The 20539-nt window shown below is 66.6% G+C and carries 18 protein-coding genes and 1 pseudogene; 11 read left to right on the plus strand and 8 right to left on the minus strand.

Features of this window, described 5'->3' with window-relative positions:
- The first annotated feature begins 234 nt into the window (after positions 1-234).
- Entirely contained in the window at positions 235-855 is a 621-nt protein-coding gene (locus AC1PLS_RS12155) for a DNA-3-methyladenine glycosylase (RefSeq protein WP_104645864.1), read from the plus strand.
- On the opposite strand, the gene AC1PLS_RS12160 is transcribed toward AC1PLS_RS12155, so the two are convergent.
- Positions 795-5189, minus strand: a complete 4395-nt coding sequence (locus AC1PLS_RS12160) for a DEAD/DEAH box helicase (RefSeq protein ID WP_481103729.1) — start codon at positions 5187-5189, stop codon at positions 795-797. The genes AC1PLS_RS12155 and AC1PLS_RS12160 overlap by 61 nt on opposite strands.
- 366 nt (positions 5190-5555) lie before the next feature.
- Between AC1PLS_RS12160 and AC1PLS_RS12165 the strand changes: the two genes are divergently transcribed.
- Entirely contained in the window at positions 5556-5936 is a 381-nt protein-coding gene (locus AC1PLS_RS12165) for a DUF3301 domain-containing protein (protein WP_039516191.1), read from the plus strand.
- Positions 5937-6143: 207 nt separating this feature from the next.
- Here AC1PLS_RS12165 and AC1PLS_RS12170 read toward each other — a convergent pair whose 3' ends face one another.
- From AC1PLS_RS12170 to AC1PLS_RS12200, 7 genes are all read right to left on the minus strand, one after another.
- Entirely contained in the window at positions 6144-6584 is a 441-nt protein-coding gene (locus AC1PLS_RS12170; protein ID WP_016901612.1) for a ClpXP protease specificity-enhancing factor, read from the minus strand.
- A 78-nt stretch (positions 6585-6662) separates the two neighbouring features.
- Complete coding sequence (locus AC1PLS_RS12175) at positions 6663-7298, minus strand: glutathione S-transferase N-terminal domain-containing protein (protein ID WP_024939278.1); 636 nt, start codon at positions 7296-7298, stop codon at positions 6663-6665.
- Between the two features lie 386 nt (positions 7299-7684).
- A complete protein-coding gene (locus AC1PLS_RS12180; RefSeq protein ID WP_065031608.1) occupies positions 7685-8443 on the minus strand; it encodes a cytochrome c1 in 759 nt (252 codons plus the stop codon).
- Positions 8436-9695, minus strand: coding sequence for a cytochrome b (locus AC1PLS_RS12185; RefSeq protein ID WP_024939276.1), 1260 nt, complete (start codon positions 9693-9695; stop codon positions 8436-8438). The genes AC1PLS_RS12180 and AC1PLS_RS12185 overlap by 8 nt, the downstream gene beginning before the upstream one ends.
- On the minus strand, positions 9695-10339 hold the full coding sequence (gene petA / locus AC1PLS_RS12190) for a ubiquinol-cytochrome c reductase iron-sulfur subunit (RefSeq protein ID WP_026064126.1): 645 nt from the start codon (positions 10337-10339) through the stop codon (positions 9695-9697). The genes AC1PLS_RS12185 and petA overlap by 1 nt, the downstream gene beginning before the upstream one ends.
- Positions 10340-10714: 375 nt before the next feature.
- Entirely contained in the window at positions 10715-11701 is a 987-nt protein-coding gene (locus tag AC1PLS_RS12195; RefSeq protein WP_184431326.1) for a lytic transglycosylase domain-containing protein, read from the minus strand.
- Between the two features lie 49 nt (positions 11702-11750).
- The gene (locus tag AC1PLS_RS12200) at positions 11751-12719 is read right to left on the minus strand and encodes a helix-turn-helix transcriptional regulator (RefSeq protein ID WP_184431328.1); all 969 of its coding nucleotides are present in this window, start codon (positions 12717-12719) and stop codon (positions 11751-11753) included.
- Between the two features lie 156 nt (positions 12720-12875).
- On the opposite strand from AC1PLS_RS12200, the pseudogene AC1PLS_RS12205 reads away from it, so the two are divergent.
- The 9 genes and pseudogenes from AC1PLS_RS12205 to AC1PLS_RS12245 all read left to right on the plus strand — a co-directional run bounded on the left by AC1PLS_RS12205 (position 12876) and on the right by AC1PLS_RS12245 (position 20528).
- Positions 12876-13464: pseudogene (locus tag AC1PLS_RS12205) on the plus strand (glutathione S-transferase family protein).
- A gap of 38 nt (positions 13465-13502) precedes the next feature.
- Positions 13503-14957, plus strand: a complete 1455-nt coding sequence (gene miaB, locus AC1PLS_RS12210) for a tRNA (N6-isopentenyl adenosine(37)-C2)-methylthiotransferase MiaB (protein WP_026064129.1) — start codon at positions 13503-13505, stop codon at positions 14955-14957.
- A gap of 35 nt (positions 14958-14992) precedes the next feature.
- Positions 14993-15406 (plus strand): hypothetical protein, encoded by a 414-nt coding sequence (locus tag AC1PLS_RS12215; RefSeq protein ID WP_481103730.1) that lies wholly within the window; start codon positions 14993-14995, stop codon positions 15404-15406.
- A 308-nt stretch (positions 15407-15714) separates the two neighbouring features.
- The gene (locus AC1PLS_RS12220) at positions 15715-16704 is read left to right on the plus strand and encodes a PhoH family protein (RefSeq protein WP_481103731.1); all 990 of its coding nucleotides are present in this window, start codon (positions 15715-15717) and stop codon (positions 16702-16704) included.
- Complete coding sequence (locus AC1PLS_RS12225) at positions 16701-17255, plus strand: hypothetical protein (protein ID WP_481103732.1); 555 nt, start codon at positions 16701-16703, stop codon at positions 17253-17255. Before AC1PLS_RS12220 ends, AC1PLS_RS12225 begins: the two co-directional genes overlap by 4 nt.
- Positions 17256-17279: 24 nt before the next feature.
- Entirely contained in the window at positions 17280-17765 is a 486-nt protein-coding gene (ybeY, locus tag AC1PLS_RS12230) for an rRNA maturation RNase YbeY (protein ID WP_016901623.1), read from the plus strand.
- Complete coding sequence (locus AC1PLS_RS12235) at positions 17765-18283, plus strand: hypothetical protein (RefSeq protein WP_481103733.1); 519 nt, start codon at positions 17765-17767, stop codon at positions 18281-18283. Before ybeY ends, AC1PLS_RS12235 begins: the two co-directional genes overlap by 1 nt.
- Positions 18284-18381: 98 nt before the next feature.
- Positions 18382-19260 carry an HlyC/CorC family transporter gene (locus AC1PLS_RS12240; protein WP_024939270.1) on the plus strand — a complete coding sequence of 293 codons (879 nt, stop codon included), beginning with the start codon at positions 18382-18384 and terminating at the stop codon, positions 19258-19260.
- Positions 19257-20528 carry a lipoprotein N-acyltransferase Lnb domain-containing protein gene (locus AC1PLS_RS12245; protein ID WP_184456134.1) on the plus strand — a complete coding sequence of 424 codons (1272 nt, stop codon included), beginning with the start codon at positions 19257-19259 and terminating at the stop codon, positions 20526-20528. Before AC1PLS_RS12240 ends, AC1PLS_RS12245 begins: the two co-directional genes overlap by 4 nt.
- Positions 20529-20539 lie beyond the last annotated feature (11 nt).

A 20539-nucleotide genomic window follows, 5' to 3' on the forward strand; every position in this document is an offset into this window, starting at 1 on the left:
GGGTGCCGCTCACTGTGTGCGGCTTGTCTAACCAATCGCTAATGGCTATCGGCGACGGCAAAACGCGCTTGAGATGCAAACGGCACTTAACCGCGTATTCACACCATCGGATATGCGCTTTTGTGACCGGTCACGCGCTCGTACGGTCCGCGTTCGGAAAATTCCTACCCCTGGTTCCTGCCGTGTCCGGAACAGTCCGCTGGGACATCACGACTGCGCGGTTAGGCTTGGCGCATGTCATTGCAAGCACTTCCACGCAGCTTCTATGCGCACGATGCCCGCCAGGTCGCGCCGCGCTTGCTCAACAAGGTATTGGTCAGCGCGGACGGACGCCGCGGCCGCATCACCGAGGTCGAGGCGTATTGCGGCAGCGAAGATCCGGCCGCACATTCGTTTCGCGGCATGACCCCGCGCACGCAGGTGATGTTCGGCGCACCGGGGCATCTGTATGTGTATTTCATCTACGGCATGCACTGGGCGATCAACGCGGTGTGCGGTGGCGCGCCCGGGCATGCGGTGCTGATCCGCGCGCTCGAACCGCTGGCCGGGATCGCCACCATGCAGGCCGCGCGCAACGCCGCCCCGCTCAAGACCTTGACCACCGGTCCCGGTCGCCTGGCCCAGGCGTTCGGGGTGAGCGCGACGGACAACGGGCTGGATCTGACCGACGCCGGCGCACGCCTGTGGATCGAGGACGATGGCCTGCCGCCGCCCTCCGCGCCGCTGGCGACGCCGCGCATCGGGATCCGCAAGGCGGTGGATGCGCCGTGGCGCTGGGTGGTCCCAAACAATCCCTATCTGTCGCGTCCGCTGCCGCGTGCGACCGGCGCACGCGCGGTGCTGCCGGGCGACTGAGCCAGCCATTGCTCCATCGGCGTCTGCTCGGCGGCGCCCGGCCCACGCTGCAGCAGTCGCAAGGCCTGCTCGGCCTGTTCGTCGCTCAGGTCCTGCAGCGGCTGGAAGCGATCTGCCGCCCACACCGCCATCGGCAGGCCATCGAGATACGCCACACGGTTGCCCGGCACGCGCGCCACACGCTCGCCCGGCAGGAGGCTGCCCAACAGATTGCTCGGGTCGCTCGCACTGACGCACACCCATTGCTGCGGCAAGGCTTGCGCACGCACGCGGCGCAGCGCCGCGATCGCATCCGGCAACGCGAACTGCTCGCCGGACAGCCCGGCGATGAAACGCCCGCCACGGATTTCGCCACGCGCTTCCAGCCGCTGATACATGCGCAGCAACTCGCGCCACGGCGGCAACCACGCCGCCTCGCGCTCCAGCAGCCGCCAGCAGACCACGCCGTAGCGCCGCAACAAGGTATGCGCCACATGTTCGAGCATGTCCTGGTGGCGCTCGCCGGCTTCGGCCAGCGGCAGCTCCGGCAGCGCGCGCACCGGCGCCCAGCGTCCGGCATCGCGGATGCCCAGCGCGCTGGCGCGGCGCCGGTGGCGCGACAGCGCCGAGGGACGCTTGGAGGCCGGCACCAGCAGCGCGCGCAGCCCGGCGTAGCTGTCGCAATGCGCACGCCCACGCATCACCAGTTCGCTCAGGGCATCTTCCAGCTCGGTGCCCATCAGGCGGGCCGCATCGGCAATCTCGTCGAAGAACAAGGCGCCCTGCTGCTGCAACACCCCCGCCACCCGTTGCGCGCGCGAGCCCAGCGGCGCGTCGTCGGCATCGCGTGCCAGGCCGCTCCAACGTTGCGCCTCGCGACGCGGCAGCAACACGATCGGCGTGCTGCGCAACGCGGCACCGCTGCGGCCACCACCGGGCCGCAGCCGCGCCCACACGGTGCGCCCGGCGGTGCACAGCTCGTCCAGCCAGGCCGGTTGATAGTCGCGCACGCGTGCCGGCAGCAGCTCGCTCTCCCACAGCACCGCAGGCGCCTCGAAACCTTCCAGCTGCCCGACCACGCCAGCCAATGCGTCCGGCCCCGCCACCCGGCTGGCACTGTCGAGGTGCTGCCACTCGAACAGGAACCGCGCGTAATCGCGTTGCGCCACCGGCTCGATCTCGCGACGCAAGCGTCCCAGGGTATAGCGATGGATGCGCGCCAGCAGATGACGTTCGCACCATTCTTCCGCCTGTGCCTGCGCGTTGAAATGGCCGGCCATGACATAGCCCTCGCGCTGCAGGGCGGCCAGGGCAAGCACGATCTCGGACTCGGGCAGGTGCAAGGCGCCGGCCAAGGCCGGCACCTGCGCCGGGCCGACCGCAGACAGGCGGCCGCGCAGCAGCTCGCGCACGGCCCAGTCGCGCTGCCAGTCGGCAACGCGGCAATCTGCCGGCGCCTGTAGCGGCGGTAGCGCAACGGCGTGCGGATACAGTGGCGCAAACCAGTCGATGCGCTCGGCACTGATCCACAGCGCGGGCACACCGTCGAACGCAAGACAGCTGGCACGCCCATCGCCTGCAAGTGCAGCCAACCAGGCCTGCCAGTGCGCATCGCCCGCTTCATCGGCCGGAAGCACGCCAAGCCCGACCAATGCTTCGTGCATTTCTTCGCCATCGCGCGGCTGCGGCCAGGCCTGTTCGCGCACCGAGGCGATCGCCTCGGGATCGAGCTGCCCCAGGTCGTCGCTGCTCTGCGGGGTGTAGCGACGGCTTTGCACGGCCTGGGTGCGGCGTTCTTCCAGCGGTGCATCGTCCAGGAATGCGTACGGCCGCGCATTCAAGGCTTCGGCCGCCAGCGGCGACGGTGCCGCCAGATCGCGCGCGACCAGCGTGATCGCGCCCGACTCCAGCCCGCGCAGCACCTGCAACCAGCCCTCGCTGTCCATGGACTGATGCAGGCAGTCTTCCAGTGTCTGCGCCACCAACGGATGATCCGGCACCTCGCGCTCGCCGACCAGATTCTCCGCGCAGGCGACCTGATCGGGGAACACGGTCGCCAGCAGATCTTCCGACTTCATCCGTTGCAGTTGCGGCGCGACCTTGTTGCCACCGGCAAAGCGCGGCAGCGCCATCGCATTGGTCGCATTCCAGCGCCAGCGCACGCCGAACAGCGGCGCATCCAGCAAGGCCTGGATCAACACATGCTCTGCCGATGACGAATGCAGGTAGCGCGCCACCTCCTCCAGGGCAAAACTATGACTGGTGGACAGCGACAACACGATCGCATCCTCGGTCGCGGCGGCCTGCAGTTCGAAGTTGAAGGTGCGGCAGAAGCGCTTGCGCAACGCCAGCCCCCAGGCACGATTGATGCGGCTGCCGTACGGCGAGTGGATCACCAGCTGGGTGCCGCCGCTGGCATCGAAGAAGCGCTCCATCACCAGGCACTGCTGGGTGGGCATCGCGCCCAGCGCGGTGCAGGCATGGGCGAGATAGTCGACCAGCTGGCGTGCCGCTTCCACCGAGAGATCCAGCACGTTGTGCAGCCAATCGCAGGCCGCCTGATGTGGCGGGCTATCCAGCCGCAGCGCAATCTCGCCACGCAGACGCGACACCGCCGCCGACAATTCGTCGCTGCGGCCGGGCGCCTCGCCCAGCCAGAACGGGATGTTCGGTGGCGCGCCCTTGGCGTCCTCCACCCGGACGCGCCCGGCATCCACGCGTAGGATGCGGTAGCTGGCATTGCCGAGCTGGAACACGTCGCCGGTAAGACTTTCGACCGCAAAATCCTCGTTCACCGTGCCGATCTTTTCGGCCTGCGGTTCCAGCACCACGCTGTAGTCGCCGGTTTCTGGGATGGTGCCGCCGGAGGTCAGCGCAGTCATGCGTGCGCCGCGGCGCGCATGCAGGCGTCGATGCACCGCATCGCGATGCAGGTAGCCTGCACGCGGCCCGAGCCGTGTGCTGAAGCCGTCGCACAGCATGCGCACCACGTCATCGAAGCGCGCGCGGCTCAACTGCGCGAACGGCCAGGCGCGGCGCACCAAGGCGAACAGCGCATCTTCGTCCCAGTCCTCGCACGCGGCCTCGGCCACGATCTGTTGTGCAAGCACATCGATCGGCGCCAGCGGAATGCGTAAGGCGTCCAGCTCACCGCGGCGCACGCTGTCCAGCAATGCAGCACATTCGACCAGTTCGTCGCGGGTCTGCGGAAACAGGCGCGCCTTCGGCGTGCCGCCAACCGCATGCCCGGAGCGTCCGGCACGCTGCAGGAAGGTGGCGATCGAGCGCGGCGAACCGAGCTGGCAGACCAGGTCCACATCGCCGATATCCAGGCCGAGTTCCAGCGATGCAGTGGCCACCAGCACGGTAAGGTCGCCGGCCTTGAGTCGCTGCTCCGCCAGCAGACGCGTTTCGCGCGACAGGCTGCCGTGGTGCGCGGCGACGCGCTGCTTGCCGAGCAGATCGCCAAGATGGCGCGCAGCGCGCTCGGCCATGCGCCGCGTGTTGACGAACACCAGCGTGGTGCGATGCTGCTGCGCGAGCGTGGCGACATCGGCATACACCTGCAGCCACTGATCGTTGGACATCACCACGCTCAACGGCGTCGGCGGCAAGGCCAGGGCCAGATCGCGCCGGCGGGTGTAGCCGATATCGACGATCTCGCACTGCGGCGGCCGGCCGGCATCGCCCGCCCCGACCAAGAACTGCGCCACCGTCTCGATCGGCTTCTGCGTGGCCGACAGCCCGACGCGGGTGATCGGGCGCTCGGCCAGCCGCTGCAATCGCTCCAGGGTCAGCGCCAAGTGACTACCGCGCTTGTCCGCCGCCACCGCATGGATCTCATCGACGATGACGGTGCGCACATGCCGCAACGCAGTGCGCCCGGAGGCCGAGCCCAACAGCACATACAGCGACTCCGGCGTGGTCACCAGGATATGCGGCGGCGTGCGGCGCGCCTGTGCGCGCTCGCGTTGCGGGGTGTCGCCGGTACGCACCGCCGTGCGCACCGCCACATCCGGCAGACCGCTCGCGACCAGCGCCGTGCGGATGCCTTGTAACGGCGCATCCAGATTGAGGTGGATGTCGTTGGACAACGCCTTCAGCGGTGAGACGTAGACCACCCGGGTTTCGTCCGGCAGCGCGCCGCCATTGGCCAGGCCATCGCGGATCAACCCATCGATGGCCGCGAAGAACGCGGTCAGCGTCTTGCCCGAGCCGGTCGGCGCGGCCACCAGCGTGTGGCGTCCGGCCTGGATCGCCGGCCACGCGGCAATCTGCGCCGGCGTGGGCGCAGCGAAGGTCTGCGCAAACCACGCAGCCACGACAGGATGGAACTGCTGCAGGACAGGATGCATAGGCGATGCCGCAGGCCGCGATGCCAGGCCAGAAGCGGCGTGTGGATTCAACGGGGCGAAGCCCAATGAATGGGGTTGCGCTGCGCCCGACACAAGCCGAGCGCGGGAATGGCGGTGAATGGTTAAAGCGGCTGTCGGCCTGACCGCGCAGCGGCCAAGCCCGGTGCGTCCGCTGCACCGGATCGACCTGCTGCAACCTTGCCGTCAACTCCAGTTCGAACGGGCGCAATGCCGAGCACTCGCGCGACGTGACGACAGCCGTTGCTGGTAAAGCGAAGGGCTGCCTGGACGAGTGGCGGATGCCGGCCGGCGCATCGGGTCGCCAGCCACCAGCCATCAACGCAACGCTGCGGCCCGGCGCGACGATTGTCGATCGGGCGCAGGCCATGGCACATTGACGCCATGCCCAGCCTTATCCTCTTCATGATTGCCGGCGCCGCGCTGTACGCGTTCTGGAACTCCTCGCGCGCAGCGGCCGAACGTGCCGATATCCTCGGCCGCAATGCCTGCCGCGCCGCCGATGTGCAATGGCTGGATCAGAGCGTGCATTCCACCAACATCCGCATCTGCCGCAAGCCCAATGGCTGGCTGGGCTTCGAGCGGACGTTCCGGTTCGAGTATTCCTACGACGGCATCGACCGTCATAGCGGTCGCCTGGTGCTGCGCGGCGACCAATTGATCGCCTTCACCGGACCGCAGGTGGCTACGGTGACGCCGTTGAGCCCGGACCATCAGCGCCTGAATTGACCGCGATTGGATCGATGTGTGCGTCTGCAGGCAGCTTGCCTGCATGCAGCGCCGTACGACCGAAGATCAGCGTCGCTGCCGCCGATCCGCAACGCCGATGCACACATGCAACGGCGTCTTCTGGTGGAAAGATGCGCGTGCGATGCAAACCACACGCGTACATGGCGCAACAACGCACGGACGCGCGATGCGCGTCCGTGCGTGTGCTTACTTGACCACGCGCAGATGCGGACGCTTGCCCGCGCTCGGCGGCTCGTCCGGCGTGGGCGCGCTTGGCGGCGGTGCACCCGGATCCGGCGGCTCGGTACTGGTGCCGGGGATATCGTCCGGCAAGGCCATGCCCTGCCCGGTCTCGCGTGCATACACCGCAAGGACCGCGGCCATCGGCACCATCACCGGGTAACTGACGCCGCCAAAGCGCGCGGTGAACTGCACGCTTTCGTTGTCGACCTGCAGCCCGACCACAGCGCGCTCGGCGATGTTCAGCACCACGCGGCCGTCCTTGACGGCACTGGCAGGCACCTGCACGCCGGGCAGCCCGGCGTCCACCAGGACGTGCGGGGTCATGCCGTTGTCGTTGATCCATTCGACCAAGGCCCGCAGCAGGTACGGGCGATGGCTGGTCATGCGGGGGAAATCTTCGCTCATGACGTCATTTTACCCGCACACGGCCCGCAGCGGCGGCTGCGCGATGGGGCGTCGGTCTGTTGGCATACAGCCGTCGCATCAGCCCGGCAGGTCGCGCAGTTTCTTTTCCTGATCGGTCAGGCTGCGGATGAAGCCGGGATTGCGGAAGATCCGGTTGCCGTAGTCTTCGATCGCCTTGCCGTCCTTGGGCAGGCCGATCTCCAACGCGTCCAGTCGCCAGATGATCGGCGCCATCGCGCAATCGGCCAGACTCATTTCCGGATTGAGGAAGAACTTGCTGGCCTTGAACAGCGGCACCGACGCGGTGAGCAGTTCCTTCAGGCGCTTGCGGCCGGCCTCGGCCTGGGTCTTGTTGCCGAGCTGGATGGCCTGCACCTGCGGCACCCAGTCGTGCTCGATCCGCAGCATCGCCAGACGCAGACGTGCGCGCGAGAGCGGATCGACCGGCATCAACGGCGGATGCGGGTAGCGCTCGTCCAGGTATTCGCTGACCACCGATGCCGCGTACAGCACCAGGTCGCGTTCGACCAGGGTCGGGACCGAATGGTAGGGATTGAGATCGATCAGATCTTCCGGGGGATTTTGCGGGTCGACCGGCACCAGGTCGTAGGTCACCCCTTTCGCCGCCAGGACCAGACGGACCCGGTGGCACAACACGTCGTCGTTGGACGAAAACAAAGTCAAGGTATTCCGCATACGCACACTCGTCGCCATTCAAGGCTCTCCGACGACCGGAATCCGCCGGCCGCATCGGCGCGGCCGGCCCAACGCCGACCGTCACCACGGTCCTTCGAGTGTGCAATCACGTCACGCAAAAGCCAAGAGTGATAGGGCCGATTAATGCCCGGACAGGCCGCTTGTTGCGCCGAGATGCAGCTTCCGGTCACGTGCGCGTGCGGTGACGGCGCGACTGCTAGTGCACGACATTGGATGCGGCAGAGGCGATTTGTCGTCCACCGAAGCAGTGATTGCTTGCCGACCCTCACCGCACCCCTCTCCCGCGGGGAAAGGGGCTCAGCGGTCGGTTTGCTGCAGCCGTTGCATGGTTTGCGCATGCATGGCCGATGCGCTCTGCATCCGATGACCGGCCTGCAGACCGGTCAGTGCACGTCCTTCCAGTATTCCTTCTTCAGCAGGTAGGCCATGAAGGTGAGCAAGGCCAGGAACAGGATCACCCACACGCCCATGCTCTGCCGCTTCAAGGCCGCCGGTTCGCCGGCGTATTCGAGGAAGTTGGCGATATCGCGCACGGTCTGATCAAACTCGACCGGCGTCTGTCGCCCTGGCTGACCGAGTTTGAGCGCCTGCACCGGCTTGTCGCCGGTCGCCTTGTCGGGCGGGCCGAACTGCGCCTGCTGCAGGCCCTGCAGCTCCCACAGCGGGTTGGGCATGGAGGCATTCGGAAACAGCTGGTTGTTCCAGCCCAGCGGGCGGGTCTGATCCAGGTAGAACGACTTGAGGTAGGTATAGACCCAGTCGGTGCCACGCACACGCGCGATCAAGGTCAGATCCGGCGGCGCCTTGCCGAACCACTTGGTCGCCGCATCGTGCGGCATGGTGCCTTCGATGTGTTCGCCGATCTTGGCGCCGGTGAAGTTGAGGTTGGTCATGACCTCTTCTTCGCTCAGTCCCAGATCGCTGGCCATGCGCGAATAGCGCAGGTACTTCAGCGAGTGGCAGCCGGAGCAGTAGTTCATGAACAACTGCGCGCCACGCTGCAGCGAGGCTCGGTCGCTCAGGTCGTTGCCGGCCTGCTGCACCTTTCCGCCTTCGGCTGCCAGCGCCCCTGCGGCCAGGGTCAGCCCGCACAGCAGGGCGACCACGCGCGACGTCCATGCCCTCACGTTGGAATTAGTCATGGGTGGTCACCCGCTCCGGCACCGGCTTGGTCTTGTCCAGCCGCGTCCACACCGGCATGGTGATGAAGAAGGCAAAGTACAGGAAGGTCAGCACGCGCCCGACGTAGGTTTCGTGTGCGTCGGTGCCAGGGCCGGAGCCGATCACGCCCAGCCACACGAAGCACACCACCAGCACGCCGAGCGCGACCTTGGAGATCCAGCCGCGGTAGCGGATCGAGCGCACCTTGGCCCGATCCAGCCATGGCACCAGGAACAGGATCGCGATCGCCGAGAACATCACCAGCACGCCGCCGAGCTTGTTGGGGACCACCCGCAACATCGCGTAGTACGGCGTGTAGTACCAGACCGGCTTGATGTGCTCCGGGGTCACCAGGCGATTGGCCTCGGTGAAGTTGTCGTGCTCCAGGAACAAACCGCCGAACGCCGGCGCGAAGAAGATGATGAAGGCCGCAATCAGCAGCAAAAAGCCGACCCCGACCAGATCCTTGACCGTGTAGTACGGATGGAACGGGATGCCGTCGGCCGGCTTGTGCGCGTCCCAGCGGTTGCCCTTGGGTCCCTTCTTGATCTCCACGCCATCGGGATTGTTGGAGCCCACTTCGTGCAGCGCGCCGATGTGCAGCACGATCAGCAGCAACAGCACCAGCGGCAGTGCGATCACGTGCAGCGCAAAGAAGCGGTTGAGCGTGGCATCGCCGGGCAGATAGTCGCCCATGATCCATTCGGTCAGCCCGTTGCCGATCACCGGGATGGCGCCGAACAGCGAGATGATCACCTTCGCGCCCCAGAACGACATCTGCCCCCACGGCAGCACGTAGCCCATGAAGGCTTCGGCCATCAGCACCAGGTAGATCAGCATGCCGAGAATCCACACCAGCTCGCGCGGCTTCTGGTAACTGCCGTACATCAGCCCACGGAACATGTGCAGATACACCACGATGAAGAACAGCGAGGCGCCGGTACTGTGCATGTAGCGGATCAGCCAGCCCCACTCCACGTCGCGCATGATGTATTCGATCGAGGCGAACGCATCGGCCGCGCTGGTCTTGTAGTGCATCGTCAGGAAGATGCCGGTGACGATCTGGTTGACCAGCACCACGATGGCCAGCGAGCCGAAGTAGTACCAGAGGTTGAAGTTCTTCGGCGCGTAGTACTCGCTGACGTGCTTGCGGTACATGGGCATCAGCCCGGGCGCGCGTTCGTTGACCCAATCGAACACACCGTTGGCGGTACGGACCAGGATATTGCTCATCAGGCAGCCCCCGTGCTGTTGGCCGACGTACCGGCACCGTCGGGATCGACGCCGATCACCAGGGTGTTGTCGTCCACATAGTGGTGTGGGGGCACCAGCAGATTGATCGGTGCCGGCACGCCGTCGAAGACGCGGCCGGACATGTCGAAGCGCGACTTGTGGCAGGGGCAGAAGTAGCCGCCCTTCCACTGCGGGTCGTAGGGCTCGGGGCGGATCTCGGCGACCATTTCCGGCGAGCAGCCCAGATGCGTGCACAGCCCGACCAGCACCGAGATGTCGGACTTGATCGAGCGGTACTCGGGGTTCTTCAGCACATAGTCCGGCTGCTGGTCCTTGTTCTCCGACTTGGGATCCTTGAGCCGGTCATCCAGCGATGGCAGTGCGTCGAGCATCGCCTTGGAGCGCTTGACGATCCAGATGGGCTGACCGCGCCATTCCAGAACCAGCCGTTGCCCTTCCTGCAAGGCGCTGATGTCGGCGGTCACCGGGGCACCGGCCAACTTGGCGCGTGCGCTGGGATTCCACGACTTCACGAACGGAACTGCGACAAATCCTGCTCCGACCGCACCGACCACGGCCGTTGTCGCGGTCAAGAACCGACGACGCCCGATATCAGCAGGTGCGTTAACCCCATCGTTGGCCATCCGGCTCTCCGATCTTGATTAGGTAGCGTGAGGCTGCCAACGGCTGGCGGGGGGTCCAGCCGCGATGAATCGACCGCAGTGTAGCGGAACGCTTAATGCACAGACAACGCAATGTACGCAGTCGAACCGGCGCAGTGCAAACACTGGATGCAGGCACGCTTCGATCACGTCACGCGCCAGGCCTGCACAAGGAGTACAGCTGTGACCCAGTGCTGACAAAAAGACCGCGCCAGTTGCGGACATGCTGCGCGTTGGCGGCACTATCGGGCCGGTGCGATGGCGGCCTGCGCGGCCTGGTTGCCGCATGACATCTGTCTCGACTGGTGACTGTCAAAGCAGGCCGCAGCGCGCGCAAATGCGTGCAAAGCACATGGCTCAGTTGGCCGCCGTGGTCTGCCCACGATAGCGCCCGGCCAGCACGCCGACGCGTTGGACGTAGCGCTGGGTCTCGCTGTAAGGCGGCACGCCGCCATAGCGATCCACCGCGCCCTCGCCGGCGTTGTAGCCGGCAGCGGCGAGCGTGAGATCGCCATTGAAGCGCTTCAGCAACCACGAAAGATATTGCACGCCACCGCGAATATTTTGCGTTGCATCATAGGCATCGCTGACGCCGAAGCGGCGCGCGGTGCCGGGCATCAACTGCATCAGCCCCTGCGCGCCGGCCCGGCTCAGTGCCAGCGGGTTGTAGGCCGACTCGGCATGGATGATCGCGCGCACGATCGCTTCCTCGACCCCGAACTCGCGCGCGGCTGCGGTGATTTCCTGCTGATAGGCATTGGTGTTGAGCCGGATCGCGCCGAAATTGACGCCGGGCTTGGCGGCGCAGGCGTAGCAGGTTTCGATGAAGCTGTAATGGATGGTGCGCAGGCCTTCGATGCTGGCGACCTGACGCGGGCGCGCACTGGTGTAGTGACGCACGCCGTCCTTCATATACGAATAGACCTGCCCGCTGACCACCCGGCGCGGATTGACCGCGGCGGCGGGTGCCTGCACGACCGAGGTCTCCGCCACCGGCAGCGCGCGCGGCATCACCGCCGAGGCGACTTCGGCAGCGCGGCGTGGCGCCTGGCCCACCGGCTGACTGATGATGGTGGCTGGCGCGCCGCTGTCGATCGAGGTGCTGGCGCGCGCAGGGCCAGCGACCAAACCCTGCGCCGGGCGAGCCATGGACGGCGGCGCGCGGCGCGCGGATCGCTCCGGGGTGTAGCTGCTGATGACGCTGCAGGTCGCCCCGCTCTGGCGCTTGCTCAGGTAGCTGGTGATTCCGTCGCCGCTGACACACTTGTACAAGGTGCCAGCGCAGACCGGCGCTGCCGGCAACGTGACGAGTAACAGCCCCAGCAATCTTGACATCCCCTTCATGCGGCGGAGTGTCCCAGCTTGGCCCGGGCTTGCCAAGTGGCCGCCGCAGTTATCCGGGCAACGGCTCCAGCCGCGTCCGCAACGCGTTCAGCGCCTCGGCCAGCGGCACGCGCACGGCGTCCGGGCAGATCGCATCGAACGGCAGATCGAGCAGTAGCAGGTTGGCCGCCAGCGCTGGCATGCTCGGCGCGCCCAGGCCCAGCCAGCAATGCGCCGGCCCGTCGGCTTCCAGCGCGCCCAGCCAGGGCGGGATGCGCGCGGCGAGTGCCTCCAGCGCGCCGTGCAGGCGTACCCGGGCCCGGCACGGGAACGGCGACTCGCCGATCGCCTTGCGCAGGAGTTGCAGTGGTTCTTCCGGCAGTGCGCGAGCGGCGAATTGCGCGCCGGTCGTCTCGGCCAGGTCGATGCGGTCGGCGCGCAAGGTGCGCCAGTCCTGGCGCTCGCAGTCCCAGGCCAGCAGATACCAGCGCCGCCCGTAATTCACCAATAAGGCCGGCTCGACACAGCGCGTGATCGGTAAACCGGAGTGGCGGCGATAGTCCAGCCGCAGCGTGACCCGGTCGCGGCAGGCGCTGGCCAGTTGCGCCAGCAGCGCCGCATCCACCAGGGCACCCGCCTCCCCGGTGACCGGCAGGCTGGCGGTGGCCGCGTGCGCCGCACTGGCACGCTGGCCGCTGCGCCGCGGCAACAGCGGATCGAGCTTGCGCAGCACCCGCGCCGCCGCCGCATCCATGCCGCGTATCGCCGGAGCCGCTGCGCGCAGCGCGATCGCCACCGTCAGCGCCTCGTCTTCTTCGAACAACAGCGGCAGAGCGGCCGCACCCTGCCCCAGCCGGTAACCGCCACCGGCGCCGGGCACGGCATGCACCGGGTAACCCAGCTCGCGCAGGCGCTCGATCGCGCGCCGCACGCTGCGCGGATGCAGCTCCAGCCGCTCGGCCAGCGCCACGCCCGACCAACTGCGGCCGCCCTGCAGCAGCGCAAGCAGACGCAACAAGCGGGCAGCGGTCGAGGCCATCGCATTACCGTATTGCGGACGGAAACTGTCCGCAATAGCTGCGTAGGATTGCCTGGCACCTCGTTCTTTACGCCTTCCGCATCCACCAAGGAAACCGCAATGTCCCACCAGCGCCACATCACCCTGTTCCACAATCCCCGTTCGCGTTCGCGCGGCGTGCTGGTGCTGCTGGAAGAGCTCGGCGCCAGTTACGACCTGCAGATCGTCAATCTGGAAAAGGGCGAGCAACTCGCGCCCGCGTACCTGGCGATCAACCCGATGGGCAAGTTTCCGGCGATCCGGCACGGCGACAGCGTGGTCACCGAACAGGGCGCGATCTACCAGTATCTGGCCGAGCTGTATCCGGAAGCCGGGCTGTCGCCGGCGCCGGGCGATGCCGATCGTGGCGCCTACCTGCGCTGGCTGGCCTTCTACGGCTCGGCCTTCGAGCCGGCGATCATCGACCGCGCGATGAAGCGCGATGCGCCGCCGCGCTCGATCTCGCCCTACGCCGACTGCGCCACGGTGCTGCAGGTGATCGATGCGCAGCTGGCCAAGGGCGACTATCTCCTGGGCCAGCGTTGCAGCGCGGCCGATGTGCTGTGGGGCGGCGCGCTGGGCTGGATGGTCGATTTCGGCCTGATCGACCCGCCTGCCAGCACCCGCGCCTACATCGCCCGCATGGCCGACCGGCCGGCGTTCGCGCGTGCCGAGGCCATCAACGCCAAGGCCTGACCAATCGGACGGGCCCGGCGCAAGCGGGTAAACTGTGCGGCTATCTTCTACCCGCCTGGAATAAGCGCCATGCCCGGGACATCCGTTTCCGACCTGTCCGCGGCCACCGCCGTGGACGCACCCGCCCTGTTGCCGCTGCCGGTGGCCCGCCCGTCGGCGCCTGCCGTGGTGCGCGGCAAGCTCTACATCAAGACCCACGGGTGCCAGATGAACGAGTACGACTCGGCCAAGATGGCCGACGTGCTCGCCGCCTCCGAAGGCCTGGAGCTGACCGACAACCCCGAAGACGCCGACGTGGTGCTGGTCAACACCTGCTCCATCCGCGAGAAGGCGCAGGAAAAGGTGTTCAGCCAGCTGGGCCGCTGGAAGGCGCTGAAGGCCGGCGGCAAGCCGGTGATCATCGGCGTGGGCGGCTGCGTGGCCTCGCAGGAAGGCGAGGCCATCGTCAAGCGCGCGCCCTATGTGGATCTGGTGTTCGGCCCGCAGACCCTGCATCGCCTGCCGGAGCTGATCCGCGCGCGGCGCGAGTCGGGCAAGTCGCAGGTGGACATCAGCTTTCCGGAAATCGAGAAGTTCGATCGCCTGCCCGAGCCGCGCGCCGAGGGTCCGTCGGCGTTCGTGTCGATCATGGAAGGCTGCTCCAAGTACTGCTCGTTCTGCGTGGTGCCCTACACCCGTGGCGAAGAAGTCAGCCGGCCGTTCGAGGACGTGCTGGTGGAGGTGGCGCAGCTGGCCGCGCAAGGCGTGCGCGAGATCAATCTGCTCGGCCAGAACGTCAATGCGTATCGCGGTGCGTACGGCGCCGATGCCGGCGACGCGGCGCAATACGCGGATCTGGGCCTGTTGATCCGCACCATCGCGCAGATCGAGGGCATCGGCCGTATCCGTTTCACCACCTCGCATCCGCTGGAATTTTCCGACTCGCTGGTGGATGCGTACCGCGACGTGCCGCAGCTGGCCAATTATCTGCATCTGCCGGTGCAGGCCGGCAGCGACCGCATCCTGTCGGCGATGAAGCGCGGCTACACTGCGCTGGAATTCAAGTCCAAGATCCGCAAGCTGCGCGCGGTGCGTCCGGATATCTCGATCAGCTCGGACTTCATCGTCGGTTTTCCCGGCGAGACCGAAGCGGATTTCGAAAAGACCATGAAGCTGATCGAGGACGTGGGCTTCGACCAGAGTTTCTCGTTCGTGTATTCGCGGCGTCCCGGCACGCCGGCTTCGGACCTGCAGGACGACACCCCGGAAGCCGTCAAACAGGCACGGCTTGCGCGTTTGCAGGCGCAGATCAACGCGCACGCCACGCGCATTTCGCAGTCCATGGTCGGCAGCGTGCAACGGGTACTGGTGGAAGGCCCGTCGCGGCGCGATCCGAATGAATTGACCGGCAAGAGCGAGAACATGCGTCCGGTGAATTTCCCCGGCAATCCGCGCCTGATCGGGCAGTTCGTCGATGTCCTGATCACCGAGGCGATGAGCAATTCGCTGCGTGGTCTTATCCAGGTGGACGACAGCGAAAGCTGATACCGCATAGGTGCCGGGGCGCGTGGCGCCACGGCATGCATCGCGTCTTGCTGACTGGAAGGTGCGCGTTGGTTGGTCACTACTTCCGTAGTGCTGCGGCCGGCTACGCGATGCTGCGTCTGCCTGCGATTGTTGTTGCGTTGCTTTGCGCAGCTGCGTGCGTGCAACACGCTGGCAATTGCGTTGAGGCCACGCGCGTCGTGCCTCGCACCTCGATCGTCGGCAAGCACGCAGCTGGTTGCTTGCCGCACTGCATTCGCCGATCGGCGCTCCGGCATCTGCGCGCTTCCGAGCCGTGGTCGGTCTTGGTCGACAACGGCGCGGATTATTCTCATACGCCAGGCATGGTCGTGATCGCGCTCGACAACGACACCGTTACCCCTGGTCACACGGCACGCAAGGCAAGTGATCAAAATTTCACCACCTGTCTGCAACGCCTTGCGGCATAAGGCGCACGAGCACTTACCCACAAGCTTTGCCGGATTCGATCCACACCGCTTGTGGACAACCGCCACCGCAGTGGTGATTTTTTCGCCATGTCCCTGCCGGACCTTGTGCGAGTAGGCGCCACGATTTTTATCCACAGGTTAGTGATGCGTGACTCCACAGCGATTGTGGAAAACCCGCGCGCACCGCCGGGGACCGGCCATGACCACGCGCTTGCGGCAGCCGGGCGTGTTGGTGGGATCACACGCTGCGCGCTACCCTCGTCTGCCGCCCAACCGACCAGCGCATGCGTGCGCGGTCCGATCCGACCATGAACTCACCTGCACATCGCGACTTCACCCTGGAACCCGACGACACCGAGCGCCTGGCCAACCTGGCCGGCCCGTTCGACGCGCACATGCGCCAGATCGAACTCAAGCTCGGCGTGGAGATCGCCAACCGCGGCAACATCTTCCGTGTCACCGGCCCGGAGCCGGCGATCACCGCCGCACAGACGCTGCTGACCGCCCTGTACGAAGAAGCCGCCTCCACCACCTTCGACAACCACGCCATCCACCTGCGCCTGAACGATGCCAATGTCGAGCAGGTGGTCGATCGTTCCTACGTGGCCCAGGACGTGGCGATCAAGGTCAAACGCGGCACCGTGCGTGGCCGCGGCGCCAACCAGGCCAAGTACCTGCACGCGATCGCCACGCACGACATCAATTTCGGTATTGGCCCGGCCGGTACCGGCAAGACCTTCCTGGCGGTGGCCAGCGCAGTGGAAGCCTTGAACGAGTCGCGCGTACAGCGCCTGATCCTGGTGCGCCCGGCGGTGGAAGCCGGCGAGAAGCTGGGCTTCCTGCCCGGCGATCTCAGCCAGAAGGTGGACCCGTACCTGCGCCCGCTCTACGACGCGCTCTACGAAATGCTGGGCGTGGAAAAAGTGGTCAAGCTGCTGGAAAAGAACGTTATCGAGATCGCGCCGCTGGCCTATATGCGCGGCCGCACGCTCAACGATGCCTACGTGATCCTGGACGAGGCGCAGAACACCACCATCGAGCAGATGAAGATGTTCCTGACCCGGCTGGGCTTTGGCTCCACCGCGGTGGTCACCGGCGACCTGACCCAGATCGACCTGCCCAAGCACGTCAAGTCCGGCCTGCGCGACGCAATCGAGGTGCTGCGCGATGTGGACGGCGCCAGCTTCACCTTCTTCGAAGCACGCGACGTGGTGCGCCACCCGCTGGTGCAGCGCATCGTCACGGCCTATGAAAAGCGCGATCAGCAGGACGCTGCGATCAAGAACAACGCTGAATGAGGCTATTCCTTGCCAGCCTGACGTTGGCAAGCGGATTGGTCGCGGCGGCATCGCTCGGGGCTACCGAAGCGCCGCTGCTTCCAGGAATCCCGATCGCAGATCGCGATGTGATCCCGGCGACACAGGTGGCGCCCCCCTGTGTGTCGCTGGCCGCCGAACAAACCAGCATCAGCATCCCAACCGCGCACTTGCAGAGAATGGCGGAACAGGGGCGCGGCGATATGCCGGCAGGGAACGATCGCGTACGACTCAGTGCTTGGCAGCAAGGTCGCAGCGCGCGCTGGCTGCTCGATCTACCGGGAACGGTCACGGATGCACGCGGCTGCGAAAGCTCACCGATCCAGCACGCGCATCGCTCAAGCCAGTCGCTGGTCGGCGGACTCCTGGAAAGCGGTATCGCTGCGGTCTGGCTGCATGACCAGCCAGGATTCGTTTCAAGCTTGCGGGTGCGGGATTACAATCGCGGCTGCGGGCGGGGCCCGATCGGCAGTTCGAGCTACCGCGTGGCCAACGGGCCTGCGTTGCTACTGCTGATCACCTGCACGCGCTGACCCTCTGCCCAGGAAACTCTCGCCATGACCCGTGGACCTGTCCGCCTCGACGTCGCTGTCAGTTATGCGCTGCCGCGCGCCGGTCTGCCGTCGGCGGTGAGTTTTCGCAAGTGGGTGGCCGCTGCGCTGAAGGGACGCATCCGCGAGGCCGACCTGGCGGTGCGGATTGTCGACGAGAAGGAAGGCTGCTCGCTCAACCATCATTACCGGGGCAAGGATTACGCCACCAATGTGCTGAGCTTCCCGGCCGATTTACCCGAAGGCCTGCCCAAGGGCGTCAAGATGCCGCTGCTCGGCGATCTGGTGATCTGCGCGCCGGTGGTGGCGCGCGAGGCGGCCGAACAAGGCAAGTCGCTGGCCGCGCATTACGCCCATCTGACCGTGCACGGCACGCTGCATCTGCTCGGCTGGGACCACGAAGACGACAAGGAAGCCGATGCGATGGAGCAACTCGAACGCGAGATCCTGGCCGATCTCGGCATCGACGACCCGTACGCGGGAGAGCGCTGATGCGGGCCTGCCTCGCCACCGCGTTGCTGTTGCTGGCCTGCTCCAGCGCCTGGGCGCAGGCCGCGCCGGCACGCCCCGATCTGCCGGCCCTGATCGAATGCCGCCAGCGCATTGGCGACTTCAACGCGCTGGCACCGGTGCTGGCCGACCCGCTCAAGGCGGTGGCGCTGGGCTGGACGCCGCTGGACCAGGCCAACCTGTTCATGACCGAGTACGCGCTCAACACGCCGATCAGCGTGTTCGGCCACAGCACCACCCACATCGCGTTCTCCGGGGCCAGCGTCATGGCGCTGCTGGACCTGCCCGACCCCCGCCCGCTAGCCAAACAACTGAACCTGGAACTGGGCGTGGATAACGCCGACAAGGTCATGTATGGCCGCGAGCTGGTCAGCGAAGACACCACCAACCCCAAGACCGGCGAGGCGATGATCGAATCGATCGTGCTCAGCGTCTCCAACGTGAAGTCGCATCCGGGCAAGACCGTGGTCGGCTGCGGCTACAGCCTGGACCTGCCCTGACGCGCAGCGCCCACCCCGGCCCCGTCCACAGCGCCTTAGCGGCTTCCTGTTAGACTGACGGCTATCGCCTGGTTTGCCGGGTGCCGTCCCACGTCACGATGTCCGAAGACGACAGTAGCCAATCCCAAGAAACACCCGAAAAACGCCGTAGCTGGCTCGAGCGCCTGAGCGCTGCCTTCTCTGGCGAACCCCATACCCGCGACGAACTGGTCGCGCTGCTGCGGACCGCCGAACAGGACGGTCTCATCGCTGCAGACACCTTGCGCATGATGGAAGGCGCAATCTCCGTGTCCGAGCTCACCGTGGGCGATGTGATGATCTCGCGCTCGCAGATGGTCTCGCTGCCGGTGGAGGCGCGCTTCATCGACCTGATGAAGCAAGTGGTGGAATCCGGCCATTCGCGCTTCCCGGTGCACGGCGAGAACAAGGACGAAGTGCTCGGCATCCTGCTGGCCAAGGACTTGTTGCGCGGCGTGGTTGCCGACAACGGCCCCGGCAACGTGCGCGAACTGCTGCGCCCGGCGGTGCTGATCCCCGAGTCCAAGAAGCTCAACGTGCTGCTCAAGGAATTCCGGCTGTCGCGCAACCACATGGCGATCGTGGTGGACGAGTACGGCGGCGTCGCCGGGCTGGTCACCATCGAAGACGTGCTGGAGCAGATCGTTGGCCAGATTGACGATGAGCACGACGATGCCGAAGACGAGAATTCGCTGATCGCGATCCAGGCCGACGGCCGCTATGTGGTCGATGCGCTGACGCCGATCGAAGACTTCAACGAGCGCTTTGGTGCCGACTTCCCCGACGACGAGTACGACACCGTCGGCGGCCTGGTCACCGATGCGATCGGCCACCTGCCGGAAACCGGCGAAGAGCTGACGCTGGGGCGGTTTGCCTTCCGTGTGGCCAAGGCCGATGCGCGGCGCGTGCACGCCTTCCACGTGACCATTCTGCCGCCAGACCCGCAGGACGACGCTTGAACCGTTGGTACCGCGTGAGTGCTGCAGCGCCAAGCCGCGGCAGCATCCGGCGCTGGGCGGCAGCGTGTCTGCTGCTGTTGCTGGCGTGGTTGGTGGCACCTGCCGCCATGGCCCAGGCCACCGGGCAGGCGCCAGCCCAGCCCAATGTGCCGGCACCGCGGGTCGGCGTGGTCACCATGCAGCCGGGCGAGGTGTTCTTCGAGCGCTTCGGCCACGATGCCATCGTGGTGGTCGATCCCGTCACCGGGCAGGCCACCTCGTACAACTTTGGCTTCTTCGACCCCGGCGAGCCGGATTTCGTCCCCCGCTTTGCGCGCGGCGAGATGATGTATTACCTGGTCGCGTTGCCGCTGGAAGAAGACCTGCAGCAGTACCGCGCGGTCGGCCGCGGCGTCAGCATCCAGTGGCTGGACCTGCCACCGGACCAGGCGCGCGCGCTGGCTGACGGGCTGGCCATCCGCAGCCAGCCCGAGAACGCGCGCTACCACTACGATTACTTCGTGGCCAACTGCGCCACCATGGTCCGCGACACGCTGGACCGGGCCATGGGTGGCGCGTTGAAATCGCAACTGGCCGGGCGCTCGCGCGGCAACACCTTCCGCAGCGAAGCGGTGCGCCTGGCCTCCCCTGCCCCATGGATGTGGCTGGGCTTCGACCTGGGCCTGGGGCCGTATGCGGACCGCCCGCTGTCGCGCTGGGAAGAAGCCTTCGTACCGATGCGCCTGGCCGACAGCCTGACCCAGGTGCACAACAGCGCCGGCCGCCCGCTGGTGCAGTCCACCCAGGTCCTGCTGCCGCATCGCATCGCACCGGAGCCGGCCGAACAGCAGCGCCACTGGTGGCCATGGCTGCTGACCGGGCTGATCGTCGCTGCCGGCGTGCTGGCACTCGGTCGCCGGCAACGCGTGCTGGCCGCCCTGGCCCTGCCGTACTGGCTGCTGTGCGCGATCGGCGGCGGCTTGCTGGTGTATCTGTGGGGCTTCACCGCGCACCAGTCGGCCTGGGCCAATCGCAACCTGTTGCTGGTCAACCCGCTGTGCGTGCTGCTGTTGATCGGCGGCATCGCCGTGCTGCGCGGGCGCCGGCCCGGGCGCTGGTTCGATGTGCTGCGCTGGGTGGTGGCCGCCGCGGCACTGCTGGCGCTGCTGATCCACTGGCTGTCGTTCCAGGCGCAGGACAACCTGCAGTGGGTGCTGCTGCTGTTGCCGATCCATGCCGCGCTCGCCATCGCGTTGCGGCGGCGTGACTTGTCCGTCCGCACGCGCTGATCCAGGATGCG

The organism is Xanthomonas sp. NCPPB 3218 (assembly GCF_056725185.1).